Annotated in this window: 17 protein-coding genes; 9 read left to right on the top strand and 8 right to left on the bottom strand. The window is 54.8% G+C overall.

The features are described 5' to 3' along the window. Positions 1 to 8: 8 nt before the first annotated feature. Genes ACFW0H_RS18450 through ACFW0H_RS18440 form a run of 3 tightly spaced genes read left to right on the top strand, consistent with a single transcriptional unit; the run spans position 9 to position 3,910 of the window. Positions 9 to 2,441 carry an efflux RND transporter permease subunit gene (locus tag ACFW0H_RS18450; protein ID WP_422915314.1) on the top strand — a complete coding sequence of 811 codons (2,433 nt, stop codon included), beginning with the start codon at positions 9 to 11 and terminating at the stop codon, positions 2,439 to 2,441. A gap of 7 nt (positions 2,442 to 2,448) precedes the next feature. Further along, complete coding sequence (locus ACFW0H_RS18445; RefSeq protein WP_422915313.1) at positions 2,449 to 3,633, top strand: acetyl-CoA C-acyltransferase family protein; 1,185 nt, start codon at positions 2,449 to 2,451, stop codon at positions 3,631 to 3,633. Between the two features lie 22 nt (positions 3,634 to 3,655). Beyond that, a complete protein-coding gene (locus ACFW0H_RS18440; RefSeq protein ID WP_422915312.1) occupies positions 3,656 to 3,910 on the top strand; it encodes a 3-hydroxyacyl-CoA dehydrogenase NAD-binding domain-containing protein in 255 nt (84 codons plus the stop codon). Positions 3,911 to 4,620: 710 nt separating this feature from the next. On the opposite strand, the gene ACFW0H_RS18435 is transcribed toward ACFW0H_RS18440, so the two are convergent. Next, positions 4,621 to 4,842: a helix-turn-helix domain-containing protein gene (locus tag ACFW0H_RS18435; RefSeq protein WP_422915311.1), complete on the bottom strand. Its 222-nt coding sequence runs from the start codon at positions 4,840 to 4,842 to the stop codon at positions 4,621 to 4,623. 104 nt (positions 4,843 to 4,946) lie between these two features. Between ACFW0H_RS18435 and ACFW0H_RS18430 the strand changes: the two genes are divergently transcribed. The 4 genes from ACFW0H_RS18430 (at position 4,947) to ACFW0H_RS18410 (ending at position 9,267) form a co-directional block, all read left to right on the top strand. Continuing rightward, positions 4,947 to 5,537: a hypothetical protein gene (locus ACFW0H_RS18430; protein WP_422915310.1), complete on the top strand. Its 591-nt coding sequence runs from the start codon at positions 4,947 to 4,949 to the stop codon at positions 5,535 to 5,537. Continuing rightward, on the top strand, positions 5,534 to 6,934 hold the full coding sequence (locus ACFW0H_RS18425; RefSeq protein ID WP_422915309.1) for a DEAD/DEAH box helicase: 1,401 nt from the start codon (positions 5,534 to 5,536) through the stop codon (positions 6,932 to 6,934). The genes ACFW0H_RS18430 and ACFW0H_RS18425 overlap by 4 nt, the downstream gene beginning before the upstream one ends. A gap of 149 nt (positions 6,935 to 7,083) precedes the next feature. Continuing rightward, entirely contained in the window at positions 7,084 to 7,344 is a 261-nt protein-coding gene (locus ACFW0H_RS18420; protein WP_422915308.1) for a BPSL0761 family protein, read from the top strand. A 360-nt stretch (positions 7,345 to 7,704) separates the two neighbouring features. Then, the gene (locus tag ACFW0H_RS18410) at positions 7,705 to 9,267 is read left to right on the top strand and encodes an anti-phage dCTP deaminase (RefSeq protein WP_422915307.1); all 1,563 of its coding nucleotides are present in this window, start codon (positions 7,705 to 7,707) and stop codon (positions 9,265 to 9,267) included. Positions 9,268 to 9,586: 319 nt separating this feature from the next. On the opposite strand, the gene ACFW0H_RS18405 is transcribed toward ACFW0H_RS18410, so the two are convergent. From ACFW0H_RS18405 to ACFW0H_RS18395, 3 genes are read right to left on the bottom strand one after another with little or no spacing between them, the layout of a single operon-like run. Next, positions 9,587 to 9,937 carry a DUF6527 family protein gene (locus ACFW0H_RS18405; protein WP_422915306.1) on the bottom strand — a complete coding sequence of 117 codons (351 nt, stop codon included), beginning with the start codon at positions 9,935 to 9,937 and terminating at the stop codon, positions 9,587 to 9,589. Continuing rightward, positions 9,934 to 11,337, bottom strand: a complete 1,404-nt coding sequence (locus ACFW0H_RS18400) for a ThiF family adenylyltransferase (protein ID WP_422915305.1) — start codon at positions 11,335 to 11,337, stop codon at positions 9,934 to 9,936. The genes ACFW0H_RS18405 and ACFW0H_RS18400 overlap by 4 nt, the downstream gene beginning before the upstream one ends. Beyond that, on the bottom strand, positions 11,334 to 12,440 hold the full coding sequence (locus tag ACFW0H_RS18395) for a multiubiquitin domain-containing protein (protein ID WP_422915304.1): 1,107 nt from the start codon (positions 12,438 to 12,440) through the stop codon (positions 11,334 to 11,336). Before ACFW0H_RS18395 ends, ACFW0H_RS18400 begins: the two co-directional genes overlap by 4 nt. 145 nt (positions 12,441 to 12,585) lie before the next feature. On the opposite strand from ACFW0H_RS18395, the gene ACFW0H_RS18390 reads away from it, so the two are divergent. Beyond that, positions 12,586 to 12,903, top strand: coding sequence for a helix-turn-helix domain-containing protein (locus tag ACFW0H_RS18390; protein WP_422915303.1), 318 nt, complete (start codon positions 12,586 to 12,588; stop codon positions 12,901 to 12,903). An 8-nt stretch (positions 12,904 to 12,911) separates the two neighbouring features. Next, positions 12,912 to 13,796: an ImmA/IrrE family metallo-endopeptidase gene (locus ACFW0H_RS18385; protein WP_422915302.1), complete on the top strand. Its 885-nt coding sequence runs from the start codon at positions 12,912 to 12,914 to the stop codon at positions 13,794 to 13,796. A gap of 432 nt (positions 13,797 to 14,228) precedes the next feature. Here ACFW0H_RS18385 and ACFW0H_RS18380 read toward each other — a convergent pair whose 3' ends face one another. Genes ACFW0H_RS18380 through ACFW0H_RS18365 form a run of 4 tightly spaced genes read right to left on the bottom strand, consistent with a single transcriptional unit; the run spans position 14,229 to position 19,651 of the window. Next, positions 14,229 to 14,690, bottom strand: coding sequence for a hypothetical protein (locus tag ACFW0H_RS18380; protein ID WP_422915301.1), 462 nt, complete (start codon positions 14,688 to 14,690; stop codon positions 14,229 to 14,231). Continuing rightward, positions 14,680 to 16,827 carry a hypothetical protein gene (locus ACFW0H_RS18375; protein WP_422915300.1) on the bottom strand — a complete coding sequence of 716 codons (2,148 nt, stop codon included), beginning with the start codon at positions 16,825 to 16,827 and terminating at the stop codon, positions 14,680 to 14,682. The genes ACFW0H_RS18380 and ACFW0H_RS18375 overlap by 11 nt, the downstream gene beginning before the upstream one ends. Next, on the bottom strand, positions 16,824 to 18,368 hold the full coding sequence (locus ACFW0H_RS18370; protein ID WP_422915299.1) for a site-specific integrase: 1,545 nt from the start codon (positions 18,366 to 18,368) through the stop codon (positions 16,824 to 16,826). Before ACFW0H_RS18370 ends, ACFW0H_RS18375 begins: the two co-directional genes overlap by 4 nt. Beyond that, positions 18,365 to 19,651, bottom strand: a complete 1,287-nt coding sequence (locus tag ACFW0H_RS18365; RefSeq protein ID WP_422915298.1) for a tyrosine-type recombinase/integrase — start codon at positions 19,649 to 19,651, stop codon at positions 18,365 to 18,367. The genes ACFW0H_RS18370 and ACFW0H_RS18365 overlap by 4 nt, the downstream gene beginning before the upstream one ends. Positions 19,652 to 19,701 lie beyond the last annotated feature (50 nt).

The raw sequence follows: 19,701 nt of genomic DNA, 5'->3' as shown, positions 1-19,701 counted from the left end.
ACCAACCCATGGGTAACTACGAACTCGACACCATGCCGGTGATCCGCGAGCTGAAGGGCTTCGACGCGCGCTCCGGCAACTTGCTGGAACGCCTGATTTTCAACAATCGGATGCTGGTGGTACTCGCCTGCCTGCTCGCCACCCTGGCGCTGGGCTACTACGCCGCCACGCGCCTGACCCTCAGCGCCAGCTTCGAAAAGATGCTTCCGCAGAGCCAGCCCTTCATCAAAAACTACCTGGAACATCGCCAGTCCCTGCGCGGGTTGGGCAACTCGGTGCGGGTTGTGGTGGAGAACACCGAGGGCGATATCTTCGATCCGCGCTATCTACAGGTGCTCAAGGAGGTCAATGACCAGATCTTCGTCACCCCCGGCGTGGACCGCGCCTGGATGAAGTCGCTGTGGACCCCGGCCGTGCGCTGGACCGAGGTGACCGAGGAGGGCTTCCGCGGTGGCCCGGTGATGCCTGACTCCTACGATGGCTCGGCGCAAGGCGTCGAGCAGTTGCGGATGAACATTGCCCGCTCCGGCATCGTTGGCAGTCTGGTGGGCAACAACTTCAAGTCGAGCATGATCTTCGTGCCGCTGTTGGAGACCGATCCGGTCACCGGCAAGGCCATCGACTACCAGGCATTCTCCCGCACACTGGAGGAGAAGCTGCGCACCACCTATGAGTTCGGCGGTGACCATGCGCGGGCCGCGGGCGAGGAGGGCAAGGGCCCGATCAAGATCCGCGTGATTGGCTTCGCCAAGCTTATCGGCGACCTGCTCGATGGCCTGGTGCAAGTGATGATGTACTTCGGCGCCGCCGCGCTGATTGCTACTGCCATCATCTACTTCTACACCCGCTGCGTGTGCAGCACTGTGCTGGTGGTCTTCTGCTCGATGATCGCGGTCGTCTGGCAGCTGGGGCTGGTGGCGCTGCTCGGTTACAACCTCGACCCCTTCTCGATCCTCGTGCCGTTCCTGGTCTTCGCCATCGGCATCTCCCATGGCGCGCAGAAGATGAACGGCATCATGCAGGACGTTGGGCGCGGCACCCACCAACTGGTGGCGGCGCGCTACACCTTCCGCCGGCTGTTCCTCGCTGGCCTCACGGCGCTGCTGGCCGATGCCGTGGGCTTCGCTGTGCTGATGCTGATCGATATTCCGGTGATCCAGGATCTGGCAATCGCTGCCAGCATTGGGGTGGCGGTGCTGATCTTCACCAACCTGGTGTTGTTGCCGGTACTGCTGTCCTACTTTGGCGTCAGCTCGAAGGCCGCCGAGCGCAGCCTGCGTGGCGAGAGCGAAGAGTTGGGCGGCAAGGGCCTGGGAGCTCTGTGGAGCTTTCTCGACCGCTTCACCGAGCGCCGTTGGGCCACTGCCGCCCTAGTGGTGGCGGGCCTGCTCGCGGTGCTCGGCTTCGTGGTCAGCCTGCAGCTGAAGGTCGGCGACCTCGACCCGGGTGCGCCGGAGCTGCGTCCAGACTCGCGCTACAACCGCGATAACGCCTACATCACCTCCAACTATTCGTTGTCCAGCGACCTCTTCGCGGTGATGCTGAAAACCCCCAAGGAAGGTTGCCTGAAGTACGAGAGCCTGGTGGAGGCCGATCGCCTCGGTTGGCTGCTGCAACAGCAGCCGGGCGTGCAGACCACGGTGTCGCTGGTGAACGCCGTGCGCCAGATCACCGCCGGCTCCTACGAGGGCAACCCGAAGTGGCTGACCATCGCGCGCAACCAGAACGTCCTCAACTATGGCGCTCAGCAGGCTTCGGTGAATAACCCGGAACTGTTCAATACCGACTGTTCGATGATGCCGGTGGTGGCTTACCTGACCGACCACAAGGCTGAGACCCTGGACCATGTGGTGAAGGTGGCCGAAGGCTTTGCGCGTGAGCACAGCACCCAGGATCGCCAGTTCATGCTCGCCGCCGGCAGCGCCGGAATCGAGGCGGCGACCAACATCGTCGTGCGTGAGGCCAGCCGCACCATGCTGTTTTATGTGTACGGTGCGGTGATCCTGCTCTGCTTCATCACCTTCCGTAGCTGGCGCGCAGTAGTGGTGGCGGTGGTGCCGCTGATGCTCACCTCGATCCTCTGCGAAGCCCTGATGGTATGGCTGGGCATGGGGGTAAAGGTGGCCACCCTGCCGGTCATCGCGCTGGGTGTGGGCATCGGTGTCGACTATGCCCTGTACCTGCTCAGCGTCCAGCTCGCCCATCAGCGCGCCGGCCTCCCATTGGGCGTTGCGTACCGCAATGCGGTGGCCTTTACCGGCAAGGTGGTAGCGCTGGTGGGCATCACCCTGGCTGCCGGGGTGGTTACCTGGGCCTGGTCGCCAATCAAGTTCCAGGCCGACATGGGCATCCTGCTGACCTTCATGTTCATCTGGAACATGGTCGGTGCCCTGGTGCTGATCCCGGCGCTGTCGCATTTCCTACTGAAAAAAGTGAGCTGAGTTACCCATGTCCAGTCCTGAAGTTTTCATCGTCAGTGCCGTCAGAACCGCGATCGGTTCCTTTGGCGGCGCGCTCAAAGAAGTCGCACCGTCCCAACTGGCCACTACCGCGGTCAGCGCTGCTCTGCAGCGCGCCGGCTGCGCTCCCGAACGCATTGGTCATGTGGTGCTGGGCAACGTGATTCCGAGCGAACCTCGCGATGCCTACGTGTCCCGGGTTGCGGCAATGAACGCGGGCATTCCGAAAGAGACTCCCGCCTTCAACGTCAACCGGCTCTGCGGTTCGGGATTGCAGGCAGTCATTTCGGCGGCGCAGTGCCTGCTGCTGGGCGAGACCGAGATCGTCGTCGGCGGCGGTGTCGAGTCCATGAGCCGCGGTGCCTACCTGCTGCCGGGTGCCCGCTGGGGTGGGCGCATGGGTGACATGCAGGCCGTCGACTACATGCTCGGTATCCTGCACGACCCATTCCATCGCATTCACATGGGTATCACCGCCGAGAACGTCGCCGAGCGCCTCGGTATCAGTCGCGAGGCGCAGGATGGCCTGGCCCTGGAAAGCCAGAAGCGTGCGGCTCGCGCAATTGCCAATGGCCACTTCCATGGGCAGATCGTGCCGGTCGAACTTAAGACGAGGAAGGGCGTGCAGCTCTTCGAGGTGGATGAGCATGTGCGGGCGGATTCCACTCTCGAGCAATTGGCCGCGATGAAGACAGTGTTCAAGCAGGACGGCACCGTGACCGCCGGCAACGCATCCGGCCTCAACGATGGCGCGGCGGCGCTGGTCATGGCGACGGCGGCAGCCGTCAAGTCCGACGGACTGCGCCCGCTGGCACGCCTGGTGAGTTACGCGCATGCCGGCGTCGATCCCGAGACCATGGGGCTGGGCCCGATTCCGGCCACGCGCCTGGCACTGCAGCGAGCCGGCCTGCAGGTGTCTGACCTGGACGTGGTCGAATCCAACGAAGCCTTCGCGGCACAGGCCTGTGCCGTCGCCCGTGAGCTCGACTTTGATCCGGTCAAGGTCAACCCGAATGGCTCGGGTATTTCCCTCGGCCATCCGGTCGGAGCCACCGGAGCGATCATTGTCACCAAGGCGATTCATGAGCTGCACCGTATCCAGGGTCGCTACGCCCTCGCGACCATGTGCATCGGCGGCGGGCAGGGCATCGCCGCCATCTTCGAACGTGTCTGATCCGGCGCAAGGTGCTTTGTTTATGAATGCTGAAATCGTTGGTGTCGTGGGTGCCGGAATCATGGGTAGCGGTATTGCCCAGACCTGTGCCGCCGCCGGGTTTGCCGTGACGCTTGTGGACGTCTCCGATATCGCCCTTGAAAAAGCCCTTGCCGGTATCGGCAACCCCCACGCCTCGGGCGGGAGATTTCCCGTACTGCGCACCAGGGGGTTTGTTATTTCTAGTGTCAATCAAGCTTGGCTTGGGCGGGTTCCGGCAATGACGGGGTGGACCTAGCCTTGCTTCTGGATATGATCTGGGGCACTCCACAGCTCATTTGGTCCAGGCAGGTTGCGAGTGAACAAGATCCCATTCGGCGAGCGTAATGGTGTTCTCCACAGAGCCCATGAGGTCGACAACGGATTGCGCTGTGGCTGCATATGCCCTGGATGCAAGCGACCACTAAATGCTGCCAACCAGGGCGAGAAAGTCGCCCCTTATTTTCGGCATGCCCAGGCAGAAGAGTGCACTTCTGGCTTCAAGGAAGGAGTCCGCCGGGCAGCAGTGGCTCTGATTGTCGAAAAACGGCGCATGTCCCTACCTGGTTTTGTAGACCGTGTAATGGTCATTCCTGTGCGTGGGGCGTCCTTGGTCAGCGATGTTCAGTTCAACGCGATGGATGGGCCTTAGAGGGGCTGACCAGGCAGTCAGTTGGCGGTGCCGAGCCTTGCGGCCGGCTCGAGCCCATGAAATTCTCCCCACATCTCTCTGCTGCGGAGATCGCTCATGCAACCTAAGGATCGTCACGCTCAACCCTCGGCAATCAAGCAGTATGAAGCTGAAGCCCGCCGTTTGGCCGGACAAGTTTCCGCCAATTAGCGTCGTTTCCTTAAGATCGGCTTGGAGAAGGGTAAGGAGTGTGAGCCCACCGGGCGGTTGGCTGGCCCATACATCTAAACGTCTATTAGAAAGCGTTTCTTGAGCTCCGCTCTCGATCAGATGCTGGGCTACAGCTCTGACATCGGAGGCAGAAGACAGGATGGTTCGCAGGCGAGCTCGCATGCGATCCGGTAAAGCTTTTCGACCGTGATGTTTACTTCCCCACGCTCGATCCGCCCCATATAGCTGCGGTCGATACTGCAGGCCAGCGCTAGAGCATCTTGAGAAATCCGGCAGGCCTTCCTCTGCGCCCGGATGCGTTCCCCTAACGCTTTCGCCAAGTTGTCCATGACCGTCTCAATTTCACTTGAGGCGGCAATATCATGCGTTTGCGGACGCACGAGCCACGGATTATAATCCGCATTTCTTTCGCGTTAACTCTTGTGGTCCCTCGATGAAAACGGCCTCGTTTGCCTTCGACAGGCGTCTGTATGAGCTGCTTCAGGAGGAAGCGCGGGCAAGGTTCACTACTCGTGATCTGCGTGATGCCTATGCCAAGCGCCTGGATGGCATGACTTTCCGTATCGGCGATGTGCGCCGCTATGTGTATGAGCAAATCCGCCGAATGCTGCGCATCGGCTGGGTAGTACTCGATGAGGAGCGTCGGTCGCGGGGACAGGTCTACTGCCTGCAACCCACACCGGCCCATCTGCAGCTTGAACTGATCGATAACGGGTTCGAGAACAGTCTCAAATCTGCATCTGAGCCAAAGCAGGAAGCTTCAGTGCCTGACGATCAGGCTGCACCGCTTGAGCCTTCAGCCGATGCGGAGCAGCACTTGGAAGCGCTCCACAATGAGATCCGGTTGGATTTCCTGTCGTCGATGGGCGAGGCAGAGCGATACAAGCTGCTCCTGGATGATATGCCACATCTGCGTGACAAGGTCGAAGCCGAGTACCTGGAGGCTAGAGACCGCAGCTCACGCCTGCTGGGACATCTCCGCGCTATCGAGAAGACACTCAAGACGCTTACCGCTGCACGATGATCAGATCGCTACGAGACTGGCAATTCAGTTGCATCAATAGGGCGTTGGAGCACTTTAACGTCACGCCGCACTTCTTCTGTCAGGCAACGCCCGGTGCCGGCAAGACGCGTATGGCGGCAGAGCTGGCCAGCAGACTACTTGAGCAGGACAAGATCGATCTGGTGTTGTGCTTTGCGCCATCCTGCCAGGTTGTTGAGGGCTTTCGCTCTACCTTTGCAGCGGTGCTCGGCAGGCGTCTCGATGGCCAGATTGGCGCAGTGGGAGCGGCGTTCACTTACCAGGCCATGGAATACCGCGATGAGGGGTTCTGGCAGCTCCTTGATGACTATCGCGTGCTCGTGGTCTTCGATGAAATTCACCACTGCGCTGGTCATGACCCACTTCTCAGCAACGCGTGGGGTCAGCAGATACTGCACCGGATACAACACCGTGCTGCCTTTACCTTGGCTCTCTCCGGCACACCTTGGCGTTCGGACGACAGAGCCATTGCCCAGGCACGCTATTCGACGCCGGAGGGGCACCTGATCTGCGACTACCGCTACGGCCTGAAAGAAGCTATTGCTGACGGAGTGTGCCGTTCTCCTCGCATTGTCCTGCTCGACAATCAGAAGGTGAAACTCACCGAGGAGGTGGGAACTGATAGCACTGTGAGGATGTTTCCCAGCATTGCGAAGCTGTTGGGGGAATCACGCGTCACCTACGAAGAACTGCTGCGGCATGACGAGGTGATCGAGCAACTGCTCGACCTAAGCTGCAGCAAACTCGATGAGCTGCGCCAGATCAAACCTGATGCGGCTGGTTTGGTGGTTGCCACCGACATAGAGCACGCCCAACAAATTGCTAAAGCCCTGGGCGCGAGGGGTGACGGTTGCCGCATCGTGACCAACAAAACCCCGGATGCGCAGCAGGTGATCAATGCGTTCAGACATGGCGCATGCCGGTGGATTGTTGCGGTTGGAATGATCAGCGAAGGCACGGACATCCCACGGCTGCAAGTGTGCTGCTATCTCAGCCGCATCCGCACCGAGTTGCATTACCGGCAAGTGCTGGGGCGCGTACTTCGGCGTACAGGCGAATCCGATGATCAGGCATGGTTGTTTATGCTGGCGGAACTGACGCTCCAGGGTTTTGCAGAGAGAATTGCAGATGACCTGCCGGATGACCTGGCGGTACTAAACGCGGTGCAGACACCAGCCTTCACTCCAGATGCCAAGCCTGATTTGATTGGTTGTCTCGGCAATATAGATGGCCTACATGAGAATACTAGAAGTAACGCTGATCAAGCGGATGCAGCAGTCGCTACCAACATGATTTCTCTTCGGGGCGTTACAGCCGAGCCCAGTTACCAAGTGAGTTTTTCCCAGCATTACAGGCAGCAGTTGCTAGCTTGCTTTTAATACTGCGGCGCCATGACTCAACGGGAGTCGTGTCCGCTTTCGAAAGCGGACGGGATCGACTGCTTAATTGGCTAGCAAAAACCGGGAGAGTATGGAAATCAAAATTCAGGTGTCGAAGCCATGGATGACTGAGTCAGGAGATAACCGCATTGACCGTTCCTCGCGAAAGAACCCGCAGCGTCATTAAGGCCGAAGAATTCTTACGACAGCTCTCTCGTAACTCTGAGCTGCCCCAGGATATTCGCAGCTATGCGAAAAGTCTGCTCAGGCACTACCCGTCGGCATACGAGATATTCTCGCTGGGGCGTCTGGAGGAGTGCTTAGTGAGTGATGCGTTAGAGGATGAATACCGACGGCGAGTGCTCGCTTTCCATCAGCCGTTGTTTAGCTCGTCATTGGACTTCAAGTGATAGTAGGGAGGCGAATTCTCCCGCACGGATTGTGCTCTATCGGCCACTAGCCTGCGCTTGCGTTACAGCCCTATACCGCAATCTCCCGGAAGACCAGTCAGGCCACGCCGGCCATGACGCGTGCACTTGTTTCGACGCGCTATCTGTCCATCGGTTGCTTGCCCTCGATGTGCAAGCAGGTGCGGGTCAGCATCCGCACCGGCATTTTTAACCCGGACGAACCGACATTCGCCAAGGGCGTAGCAGTCGAACTGCCATATCCGACTGACGATGCCCGGGCAATGCTTAGAGGGCACTGTTGAGGCTAATATCATTGTGCGATTATCAGGCTTTCGCTATCACGCACTGACAGGGACCGTTATGGCAGCTCCAGATTTCAGGCTAGTTCCCTCGGCTAACACCGATGACAGCACGCACTTCGATGATGTAGGAGCAATCGGTCGAACGATCACGCCAGAGATCGTTATTGCGTTATGCGGGCCGATGGGGACGCCATTGCATGAGGTGGCAGAAACCTTCCAGTCGCTCCTCACTGGCGCGGATTACGGTTACCACGAAGTCAAGATCATCAAGCTGAGTGATGAAATCCGAAAGCATTCGGAGCTTCCAGAGGGGCGATCCATCCTGAAGCTGATCGAAGCGGGGAATGAGTTACGGCATCAGTATGGCAATGAAATTCTTGCCCGCTTCGCCATTCGACAAATCACTCTTGCACGTGAAGCAGCGCAAAAACAGGCCGAGGATCGCCACGAGCCGGACCTTTTTGATCCCCCTGAGGGGGCGATCGTCCCAAAGGTCACTCCGCGCTACTGTCACATCATTGACTCGGTCAAGCACATCGACGAACTCCGCCTGCTGCGCTCCATTTATGGGGACATGCTGCACGTTGTTGGGGTTTACTCGCCCATCGAGCTCAGGATCGCGCGTCTAGAGCGAATTAAGGGGCCGGAAGATCAGGTGCATGCGCTTATTGATCGGGACTCCGGGGAGGAGGTGGATTACGGTCAGCGAGTAGAAGACACGTTTCCCCAGGCCGACTTCTTCCTGCGCGTCGAGAAAACTACGGACACTCACCGAAAAGGGCGAGTGAAGCGCTTTCTTGACCTGATGCTGGGGACGGCCATTGCGACGCCAACCTTGAACGAGCGAGCCATGTACGCCGCCTTCTCCGCTGCTCGCAATTCGGCATGTCTATCGCGCCAAGTTGGCGCCGCCATCACCAGTGCGGAAGGGGAAATTCTTGCGACGGGGTGGAACGATGTGCCGAAAGCGTTTGGTGGCCTGTACCAGACGGAAGTGTATGGGAGCTCGCCGGATGAGGACCGTCGATGCTGGAACCTGAACGGTGGGCTTTGCTCCAACGACCAAGAGAAGAAGATCATCTCCGGTGTGATTGTTGATCTCCTGGTCAAGGAGGGGCTTATTGCTGAAGACAAGAAGGAGGCTGCCTTCACCGTCATTCGAAAGAAATCCCAGCTCAAAAGCCTCATCGAGTTCTCACGAGCTGTCCATGCCGAAATGCACGCATTGCTCAACGCAGGAGCGACTGATGGTGGGAGGATTCGCGACGGAAAGCTGTTCGTCACGACGTACCCTTGCCACTCCTGTGCGCGGCACTTGGTCGCGGCCGGTGTGCGGGAGGTCTATTTCCTGGAGCCTTACCGCAAAAGCCTGGCTACCAAGCTCCACGAGGATGCTATAACTGAAAACGAAAGCGACACCGATAAGGTTAGGGTGATGCCGTTCGACGGTGTGGCTCCGTCTCGTTTTTTGAGGTTTTTCTCGGCACATCCTGGCGGGCGTAAGGATGACAACGGAAAGATGCATAGTCGTGACGCGCATCCCGTCGCCTCGATCACGATGGAGGCGCTTCCGACCCTTGAAGCGCTTGTCGTCGAAGCACTAAACTCCCGCGGCATTTAAGCGGCGGTAGCTAGCAAGGGAGGCGTCCACGTGACAGAAGTAGAAGAAGCTCGTGTCGCTGAGAGTGATAGGCAGCTGGCGTTTTGCTTTGACTCCGCTGAGCTTAGAGAGCAGCCTCGAGCACCCCTGCCGAGCGTTATCGAATCCTTGGCTGTTCTACCCTTGGGGCCCAACAAGGTGATTGCGTTTCCGACACAGAAAAGATCCTCCGTCGAAGCAACCCTCCTCGCACGAATCCTTCAACGTACACGACTGTTCAAGTGACGGATTTCAAGGCCCGGTAGTATCGGGCCTTTTTGCATTCAGGCTCACGTGGACACTATCCCTTGCACCAGTGGATTCTGCCGTCCCGAACCCAGAAGTGAGAACCGCACCCCGTAGCGCGCCACACGGAAGGGTGCAATGTCGGTCGGCCCTTTCGATCAACACTCAACTCCCATCTTGGCGATGCTCCTTTTAACAGGGCGACCTCTAGAATGTCCCCACAGCCGCAAGGGCAGTGGAAGCCTGCAGACCAGCTCTCTCCATCGTCGACGAGGTGGATAAGCTGGTGTCGTGGGAACCGTTTTGGCAATGCGTCTCCTTCGATTCTGACCGCTCGGAGCCTGGGGGCTAGCCAATCCTCAAAGAAGCGCCGGAGAGCGTACCAACGGGCAATCAGGGCTTTCACTTCGGCACTCCCAGAGAAGGCAGCCCAAGCAGCGGCTCCTTGAGTCCAGTCGCCAGCAGAGGCGTGGCCTCATGATCGAAGTCGGCTTCGGAGGCGTACTCGAATTCACTGTCGGCTAGACCGAACTTGGTGCGCGCATATCCCTGGTTCCCATCCAGCCGATACGGATAGAGGCGGGCGATGAACTCTTGGACACACATGCTCGCTGCCTGCATGTTTACGGTGATGACGGACGGCGCCTGTTCGATGGAGCCGGGCATATAACCGGCCTTCACTTGCTCGGCATGGGCGGCAGGATCTCGTTTGGCCAGTTCTTCAGCCGTGAGGGAGGCAGAGGTATACACCTTGCGTTCGAACAGGGTTGAACCTCCTGGCTGCACGTAGTCGATCCGGCCGTTGATGTCCAAGATGACGGACTGACCAAACTCAGTTGTCCGGACCGGGATGACGACACCCACGTCAAACAGCGGCAGCAGCAAGGCGCAGGCTATCGCATCACAAATGGATCGACCCTCCTCGCTGTCCACACAGCAGAACAATATATCTGCTTGCGCAACAGCTAGAACTGCGTCCCTCGTAGCAATTGATCCAGGAATACAGCACACCTCTAGATCAGGACGAAATGCCGTCGCGGCGCGCCTGAATACGTCTACCTTGAGAGCACCCGCTTCGGCGTCAGCGACAGTGGAGTTGATAATTCGATTCAGGTTTCGATCTTCGACCTGATCAAAGTCGACTACTACTAGGCCACCAAATCCAATACGAGCTAGCTGCTCGGCCGTTAGGCTTCCTGTTCCCGAGTAACCGACCACAGCCGCCGTCAATTTACTAAGCTCCTGACGCATGTCCGCCGAGAAAGCTAGCGGCCGGTAAGATGGCTGGTCGACGTCGTGCCAGAAAAGCGAGATCACGTCGCCGTAGACCGCGACCAATTCGATCGGTAGTACTTGATGTCGCTCGTCATACACACGAGCCTTGATGGCGCCACCTGGAACCATAATTGCGCTTCCGTGGACGGTCCCGCACTGGTGTACCGGTTCGCGGTTCGCAAAAAGCTCGGGTATGACGCACTGGTCCGATTTAGTGTCGGCATGCGAGAACTCGTAAAAGCCACCCGGATGCGAATGTATGAGAATCAGGGATAAGTCATCCGTCTCCGCTTGATCCAGCGCCTCTGCCAGATACTCCCCGGGCCACTCGATGTAGTCTTCGACACGGCTGCACTTGTCGTGGGGCACAAGCACCACATCTTTGCACAACAGCTTGAGTTGTCCTGCCGCGAATTTCACCCTAGTGCAGAGCAGTATTGCGGCGGCCTCTAGCCCATCATTCGGAAGCAGGTGCGCTTGGAGGCGCGCGTGAAGTGCGCCAGGTAATACAAGCGTTGGGCCGGTTCTCATTGCTCAATCTCCTTCGCAATGGACTCTTCTACCAAACCCATATGGGACAATACCGAGTCACGTTGAGGCGACCATTCACCTGGGTTCCGATGGCGAGACCAACGCTGGAAATTGCGTCCGTCGATCAGTTGGTGGTGTTCGGTTTGGGCTATCTGAGCGCCACTCACGCGAGTGAGGGGCGGGTCGCAATAGAACATGTCGAGTTCGGCTGTCGGGTAGTTCTGGGGGATTTCGATTGCGAGATTGCAGTGCGTTTGGTGGTACCCCGAAGGGACCGGGTAGTCGGAGACCAATAGCCAGCGTCTTCCGTCGTCTACGGTTTCCCAGAGTAGGCCGCTGCTGCTCAGGTAGGCCTCATCCTTTGGAAGCAACGCGAACTGCCGACGTATAGGGCGAGCGCTCTCGCCGTTATTAATGGTTTTGGGAATCAGCTTCAAACGTTCAATGCCCGGGGCCGTAAGATCAATGTTGTCGGACAGCTCTACTGCGCGTTTGGGTTCGCCTTTTACCTTCAGCCGGATGATCCAGCCCTGATCAGGATCGATTCCTGCCAGGATCAGAGCAGCTCTCACATTGATGGTCGGCTCATTCGATTCGATGTGAACACCATGGACATCCAGCTTCCAGACGCGGTGCCGCGTGTACAGGCGCTCAACCCCCGTGGCCTTGAGATCAACTGCTTCGCCCGGTTCCAGCAACAGGTCCGGTTCGTGGTGACGTTCCAGCCACAGCTCGAAGTGCGAGGGAATACGGGCAATCTGGCGAACTTGCGCTTCGGTGAGGTCACCCGCCCAGGCATAGCGTTCGTCATTCAGCGCGAAGTAGAAAACTGCATCCGCTTGAGTGGCCAGGAACTCAGCGAGAGCGCCGTGGCGTGGTAAGGCAATCACTTCATCCAGGCCAAGCTCTAGGGTCGGGCCATGCTCCGGCCAAAGCAAAAGGGAATATTCTGTAGTCGGTTGAAGGTTGGCTGCCGCCAACAGTTGGCGCCCGGTAGGGCTCCAATCGTTCAGCTGAAGGGACACCCCATTTATTTTCACGGAAGGGGAAACAGCGTTCATGACGGGCTGAGGCGCAGCATCCAGAGGGAGATCTGTGTTCATGGGTTTGTTCTCCATAATGGTTTGATTTCGTTCGGTGTACCGAACGCTCGAAATCACTGTGCTCTCCTTGCTGCGTGCCTGTCAATAGGGATTAATTTGTTCGTTATAGTGGTACACTGACTGGTCAGGATTGAAGGAGGTACCCGTGGCATCCCCCCTCGGACAAAAAATCAGTGCCAGGAGACGCGAGCTCGGTATGTCGCTAGAGAGGCTTGCAGAACTGACGGAGTCGAGTAAGAGCTACCTTTGGGAACTCGAAAATCGGGATAAACCGAACCCCTCTTTAGACAAGGTCACCAAGATAGCTTTAGCTCTGGATCTAACCCCAGAGTCTCTTCTGGACACGAATGCATCAGCGCCACAGACGGATGTGGATAAAGCTTTCTTTAGGAAGTACCAAGCACTGGATGAGGATGAAAAGAAAAAGATCCGAAAAATCGTGGACTCTTGGTGGGAGGACTGAGCATGCCCTTGAGCCCTAAGGCAGAAGCGATACGAATTTCTAAAGTTTTGTATGCCGTCTTGGGGGAGGATCGTTTCCCGGTGGACGTTCGATCTGCAGTAATCGAGCTATCAGCTCAGATGTACCCGAACGAACCCATCAAGGATATCAAGCCTGTACCTTTGGACTCGTTTGAGGGCATGCTGGCCAAGAGCCCAAAGGGTGACAAATGGATCATCGGGTTGAATGAGAACATGGACTCCCTGGGGCGGATCCGCTTTACGATCGCCCATGAGTTCGGCCACTACCTGCTTCACCGCCAGCGGCAAGATAATTTCAATTGCACCCATGAGGATATGCATACTTGGGACTCTCAAGTACGTGCCATTGAAGCCGAGGCCGATACCTTCGCATCCTATCTGCTTATGCCATTTGACGACTACCGCAAGCAGATTGATGGGCAAAAACTATCCATCGACCTGCTGCGACACTGCGCTGATCGTTATGGCGTATCCCTGACGGCCGCGGCTCTAAAATGGCGCGAGATTGCGCCAGGGCGAGTAATAGTTGTCGCCGCTAAAGACGGATTCCTAGACTGGTCCTGCTCGAACGAAAGGGCTTTCCGTTCAGGCGCATTCTTTGCCACGACCAAGCAGACCATTGAAGTCCCAGCAAAATCCCTTTTGAACAATGCGATACGATCGCCGAATGGTCAGACTGGAACGATTCAGGCGAGCCATTGGCTCGCTCGCGAACACCCAGACGTGGATCTTGAGGAGCACGCATTTGTCATCGAGGGCAAAGACTACAGCTATACCCTAGGCGTACTAGTCCTGCCGGATTTGGCAAACCGCTCCTTAGACGATGAGGATGAGTTGCTGTCCCCTCTGAATGGCCAAATTTCGTTTCGTTAGGAATTGCCGACGCTATCTTGGGCTTGTGGAGCCGTTCGCTGATTTCCATCGCAGTGCCTCGATCCTCGAGAAGCTAGTGTCTCCACACTCTTTCCTAACTGCGCGCATGGTGCTTACCAGTTTATGTAGGTATCTATGAAGTGATACGTCGGATTACCAGTAGATGCTAGGCGGATAAGGCGCCTACTGCTCTAAACCAAATTGTGATCTTCCTCGCAGCCGGTATCCTCGCTGGGATCCTGTTGGGTACAGACTTGGTTGATGCTGTGTCCGCCAGTATCCGCAACACGCTACCCAGAGCTGAAGTCCGTGAATGGCGCCGATCGCCTTGCTGGCAAGCATGCCTTTCACATTCTTCATGGCGAATGATGCAATCTACTAAGGAGTGCTGCATGATTGAATTAGCGCTGAGCAGCTAAAGCGGTTACTCCTCTATTTTTTAAGCTTTACAGCTTTGGGTGGCAAAGTCGACCGCTGCCGGTAAACTGGAGGGAGTGGTCTATTCATTAGGTCTAGCATTTGGTCGCTTAGCTGATTAAGTGCGCCGTTGTATATCCAGCGATTGAATTGCTCCAAGAGATTGTTGTTCTCTCTCTTGAGGCGCTCAATCTCTTCTTCAAGGCGGGAAATATATAGTTGGTCCGGTGTCTGAGGTTTGGGGTCGTTGAAGTTTGTTCTTGAGAGTGTTTTCTTTCGCTCTGAAAATGCGGCTTTGATTCGGCTGTGATTATGTAATGCTTGGCGGGTGTAGCGGACGCGCAGCCTTAGCGAGATTTGCTCAATTAGCAACTCCCATGTTAGTTTTGGGGAATTCCATCCATCCATGATTTCTACAATTCGCTCAATGGATCGATCATCGAGATTTCTTGCACGATTTCTAGGCTTAGCGGTCATCTCGATTCACCATGCCTCTACTTGTGGAATTGAGATGGGAGCTTACATCTGCGAGTGAAGTAATGGTTGAGCCAACTCGTTTTGCAGAGAGTTTTCTTTCTTGCTCAGCCATTCTTATGCGACAAGGCGAGGTAACTCCATTGAGTTGAATTACCGCGCCCTCAGGAGTATTGGGGTCATCGAGGATTGCGATAAGCTGATTTACACGATCTAGAGTTTTTTGATGGTGCTGAAACCATTCGGCTGCTCCTAGAACTTCTTCCTCAAATGCCTTTCGAGCATCTCCACTTAGTCGATCAAGCTCAGTTTTATATTGTCTGAGGTTTTTTTCTGCGCGTAAGTCACCTTTTATGCAAACTTGATCGCTGCAGTTCATGCAGTCTGTTACAGCAGGGCAGGGGGATTGAGCAAAGTCATGTATGCAGTAGCCATTCTCCGTAGTATGGGCTGTAATGATCTTGAGTTCGGCAAAGTCTTCTCGGCGAATGAAGACTCTGTTGTCGATATTCGAAATGGGGCCGACACCCTTGGTGGGGTCGCCAACTGCTGCTCGAACTATTGAGATCACATCTCGGTCAGATTGATGATTGTAAGTCGCGTTTTGCTGGATTCTTTTGCGTCCTGACCACGCGGCAATTTCATCTTCGGATAAGAGCCCTGACTGGCGCGCTATTGTATTCAAATAGTGGCGAAGTTGATGTGTGCTCAAGAAGGAAAATTTGCCGTCATCGTCGGTTAGGTTGTGTCGCTCAAAAATGGATTTATTCGTGTCGGTTGACTTAAGCCCTTTTTGTAGGCTTGAGTATTTTATTTCTGTGAAGGAACAGGCGGAAGGCTCGGTATTTTCTAAGAATTCTTGTTCTCGCACAATGCATAGGGCCTCACTGTACTTCATGCCGGTAGTTGGGTCCATGATTGGGAAGCCGACAGGTAGCTTTTTTAGTACTGCGCTTTCAAGATCGGCAAATTTAACTACTGCTTTTTGCTTTGGGTTTATCCTTGATCTGCTGATTTTGTTAACCCTCATCCAGTTCCCTACTCGATTAAGCTGGATGCGAGTGAGTGGCTTTTCAATGTGACTGAATAGTATTGAGTGTGCCTCCTGGTAGTTGATTAGCTCTTGTTTTCGCAAGTGCTCAAGATTTGGCGGTAGATAGATCTTGTTCGGATTATTCTCATACCAGTTCGCTAATTGTCTCGCCGGTCCACTAAGATGGAGAAGCCTCGATACCGCTCGCTTTGCAATGTCTCGCATTGAAGGAATAACTGTTTTTACCATTGGTTTACCCCCTTTTGCGGGAAACCATCTCATCCCTATACCTATTTCTCCGGTGTCCGGGTCTACCCAATCATCAGTGATGAGATTCATGGGCGCGTACAGCGCTTCAGTGGAACGATCGGGGGCGCAGAGCATAATTGCGGTAATGGACGAAACCATTATGTCTGTTGGGTTGTTGCTGTCAGAGTTGAAAATTTTCGCTAGCCCAAGCAAGGCATGGGGTGAGGGTAGCTTTTTGGCTCGGGCCTCATCAAATTCTTTTCCAAGGCGTGTGTAAGAACTCTCTGAAGTTGATATTGGTGGATGCCATTCGCTTGGGGCGGTGACTAGCCCAAGATCAAGCATGTGTTGGTAGACGAGGGAAAGCTGCTTGGATATATCGTAAGCGGACTGCTGGCTGCTATCTTTGAGAACGAAGTTGCATGCTTTGCTCAGTATTTCAGGTGAAACAGATGTAGGGCATGCGCTAGCATTTGTTTCGAGTAGGGCCCTTTCAAGGTATCTAAGTGCAAGTAAGCGCCTCTTGATTGCAACGGACTTTTTTGTACCGTGCATGTATATGATTAGCGATTTGGAGAAGCTCAGAAAAGGTTCTTGCAGAACTTTTCTGACGGGTATGCTTCCGGGGGTGCCGTCTTTTGGTCTGCGTTTGCTAACTTTGAAGTCGACCTTCGCGAAGTATATGTATTTGGACCCCTTGTTTCTTCCGAGCAGTCCAGAAACGCACCATTGATTGTTTTCGAACTTGTTCGATTTAAGGAGCGGTATCTGATTTGTTTTTGTGTGTTCAATGAAGTCTTTGAGGTTTTCTTTGGCGCTTAGGGCTGTCTTTGGGATGAATCGAAGGATATTGCTCATGCATTTTCGTCCGCAAGAATCTGGCGGCAGCGGAGAATTATCTGTGCGCAACCCAGAATGGCTCTGTCATTAATTGAAGCTATACGAGTTTCAGTGTTGGCAGTGAGATATTCTCGTCGAGCAAGCATGAAATCGAGCGCTGCTTCATGTGGGCCGTCCAGCCAAGGTTCGAACGAGTAACAACCCGCGTAACAAGCAAATGGCCTAGAAAACTCGCAATGCGCATGGCTCCCACAGTTCCCCATGCCTGCGCCACTCGAATCTATTCTAAGATCTACTATCCGGCTTACAGAATTAGGTCGTGTTGCTTCGGATTCATCGCGAATGATTGTTCCAGAAAATGCCATGGCTAGTGGAGCCATATCGAAGGCAATCTTGCGGCTAAAATTAGCTCGTATGCGTGAGGTCAAACCCGCGTACACCTCTACATTTCTTGTGTCACCGTGATCCAAGAGTTCTGCGAGCACCATAAGAGGCCACCCTTCTTCTGCCGCACGAGTTGCAAAGGTGCGCCGAAATCGTACCGGACTCATAGGGATAGGGGTCGTTAATCTCTCTGAGGCTACTTTTAAGCTTTTAAATAACCTGATGATTTTATGAGTAAGCGAGGATGCGGTTCTGTGGTGCTCAAATCCTGTCGAGTATATGGGGTGAAACCTTCGTTGTGGAAATACTGGTATTTCCCCGGGGGAAGTAATTCTATCTGCAAACTCGGCTTGGATCGATTTGATATGTGCCTCAAGTGCCTGCCCCAATTGAGTGGACAGCTTTCGTGGCTTAAATTCGTCTCGCTCAAGTCTGTCAGGTTGTTTGGCCCGTGGAACCCAAAGGACATAGTCCCCATCTGCTGTCTTCGGGATAACTAGGTCGCAACATTTCAGAGAGGCCAATTGTGTAGGGCGCACGCCGAGAGCCATCATTAGATAGCAAAGAATTAGTGTTTCAGAGTTTATCTCGCCATCTGCGTATGATTTGTTAAGCGCAGTTTGAATGGCTTCGAATTCAAGATCGGTAAGTGGACCTTCTAACGGGTCAAGGGTTGCAACAGCGACCCCCACCTCGTGTTGCTTTAATGGGATTCTGCGCAGCAATTTTGCTAAATTTTGTTCCACTCCTGGTGAGTTTAATTCGCCCCATTTAACGAGAAACGCGCGTATGTGTGCTAATCTGCTCTCGCTTTTTTCTGTCGCAATTTTAATCAGAAGAATATCGTCGAAGCATATTTCTTTTATTTTTCTGTTGTGGTCTTCTGTCAGGATTCTGATTAGCCAGACAAAGTCATTGAAGTAGCCGCATGCAGTCTTGGGTGCTCTGTTTTCTAGGTACCAAAGTAGCGTTTTTTTAAGCCCAATTAGAATTGGTTGGTGCAGTTCTGGAAGTCGTTCGAAATTTAGAGCAACTTGTGTCGTTCCGTCGCGAAAGTGCCAGCAATGTTCATCTAGGGTAAAAGTTGTTCCACTTCTTGTCTTCGCGGACAAGGGGAGCGGGAGCGCCGCCTGGGCGTCCATGAAATTTTTGACAGGGTTGTCTTTTTTCTTCATTGCTCATGCTTTTTCGGGAAGCGTAGTTTTTTCTGAGAGGCCAATCCTGCTTTCATGGCCATTTCTTGAACGAAGCGCTTTGTATAGCGTAAAGGGCTGTCCGATGTTTCGCTCCATCCGCCGAGTCTTCTTAAGTAATAGAGGATTTGAGTCTCGGTGTGGCCTGAACTGTGAAGGTCTTCGGCTAAATTTTCAAAGTAGGTATGCCGTAGAACGTGTGGGGTCAGTTTTGGGCCTTCGAGAAGGGTATCCAATGGTCTGAAAAGGCGATTGAGTTCCGATTTGCTAAGCGGTCGGCCTGAGTTTGCGACCAGCAAGAAATCATGAGAGCCTCGCACGATCTGGTGTCGTAGCCTCAGATATTCGCTGATTAATTTGTATAGTTCGGGGGTTAGCGGTAGAACTCTGTCTCTTGTTTTGGTGTTTGGTTCACTGGAGCGAGGGTCATCGATATCATCAGGGCGACGAAGAATCATGACTTCACCTGTTCGAGGATTGATGTCCGGCACACGCATGCCAAGCGATTCTGATCGGCGAATTCCAAGTCCAATTATCATGTTTATAATCAGCTGATTTCTGATGCGTATATACGTGCCGGACCAAGGATTTCGTTCGCCTTCGGGATTTGCCAGTTCTAGGAGGTGTACTTGCGTTTCTCTGCTAATTCCTTGTCGACCCCCCAGGGTTGCCTTGTCTGATTCGCTTGGGGTTTTGTTGCGTAATTCCTTGTCAACCAAGTCTCTAAGCGCAATAAGGCGGGTTAGTCGATCACCTGTTGCTCGATATATCTCTTGATTGGCTCGCCACTGTAGAAACGCGCGAATATTCAGCAGTCGAATAGAGGCGGTTGACGACGCTACGGTGTCACTCTCGTCGTTGGTTTGCATTCCCATACGGAGGCGCTCTAACGAGGCAATCTTGCTTGATGGTCCGTTTTGAAGAGTAGGGGTGACGGCAACGAATGATTTCCGTACGGAAGTTGTTGTCTGCTTCGCTGCTTTTGCAATCGCTTCAATGTCGGCTGGCTCAAGGAATCTACCCGCGCGCAGGCTTGCGGTAAGGTCGACGTTTCGGGACTTTAGAACGAGATAAAGGAGAGCGACACTGCGCAAGGCCTGTTCGATGGTGGCACTTGCGCGATTTTGGCCCCTTAACGAGTTGACCACCCAGTGGGTAGCGATGAAGTCCGGCAGCCCTGTGGCCGCGTCAACGAGAGTGGGAAGCCGCTCGCCATCGATGCACAGAACCATCCTGACATAGAAATCGGTGCCTTGTTTACACATCCAGCCAGTACCCAATAAGCTGTCGGCTGTCGATCAGCATTTATCATGGT

Origin of the sequence: Metapseudomonas cellulosilytica (assembly GCF_049334135.1) — a bacterium.
Taxonomy (GTDB): domain Bacteria; phylum Pseudomonadota; class Gammaproteobacteria; order Pseudomonadales; family Pseudomonadaceae; genus Metapseudomonas.
This window is presented reverse-complemented; position numbering and strand designations above follow the sequence as displayed.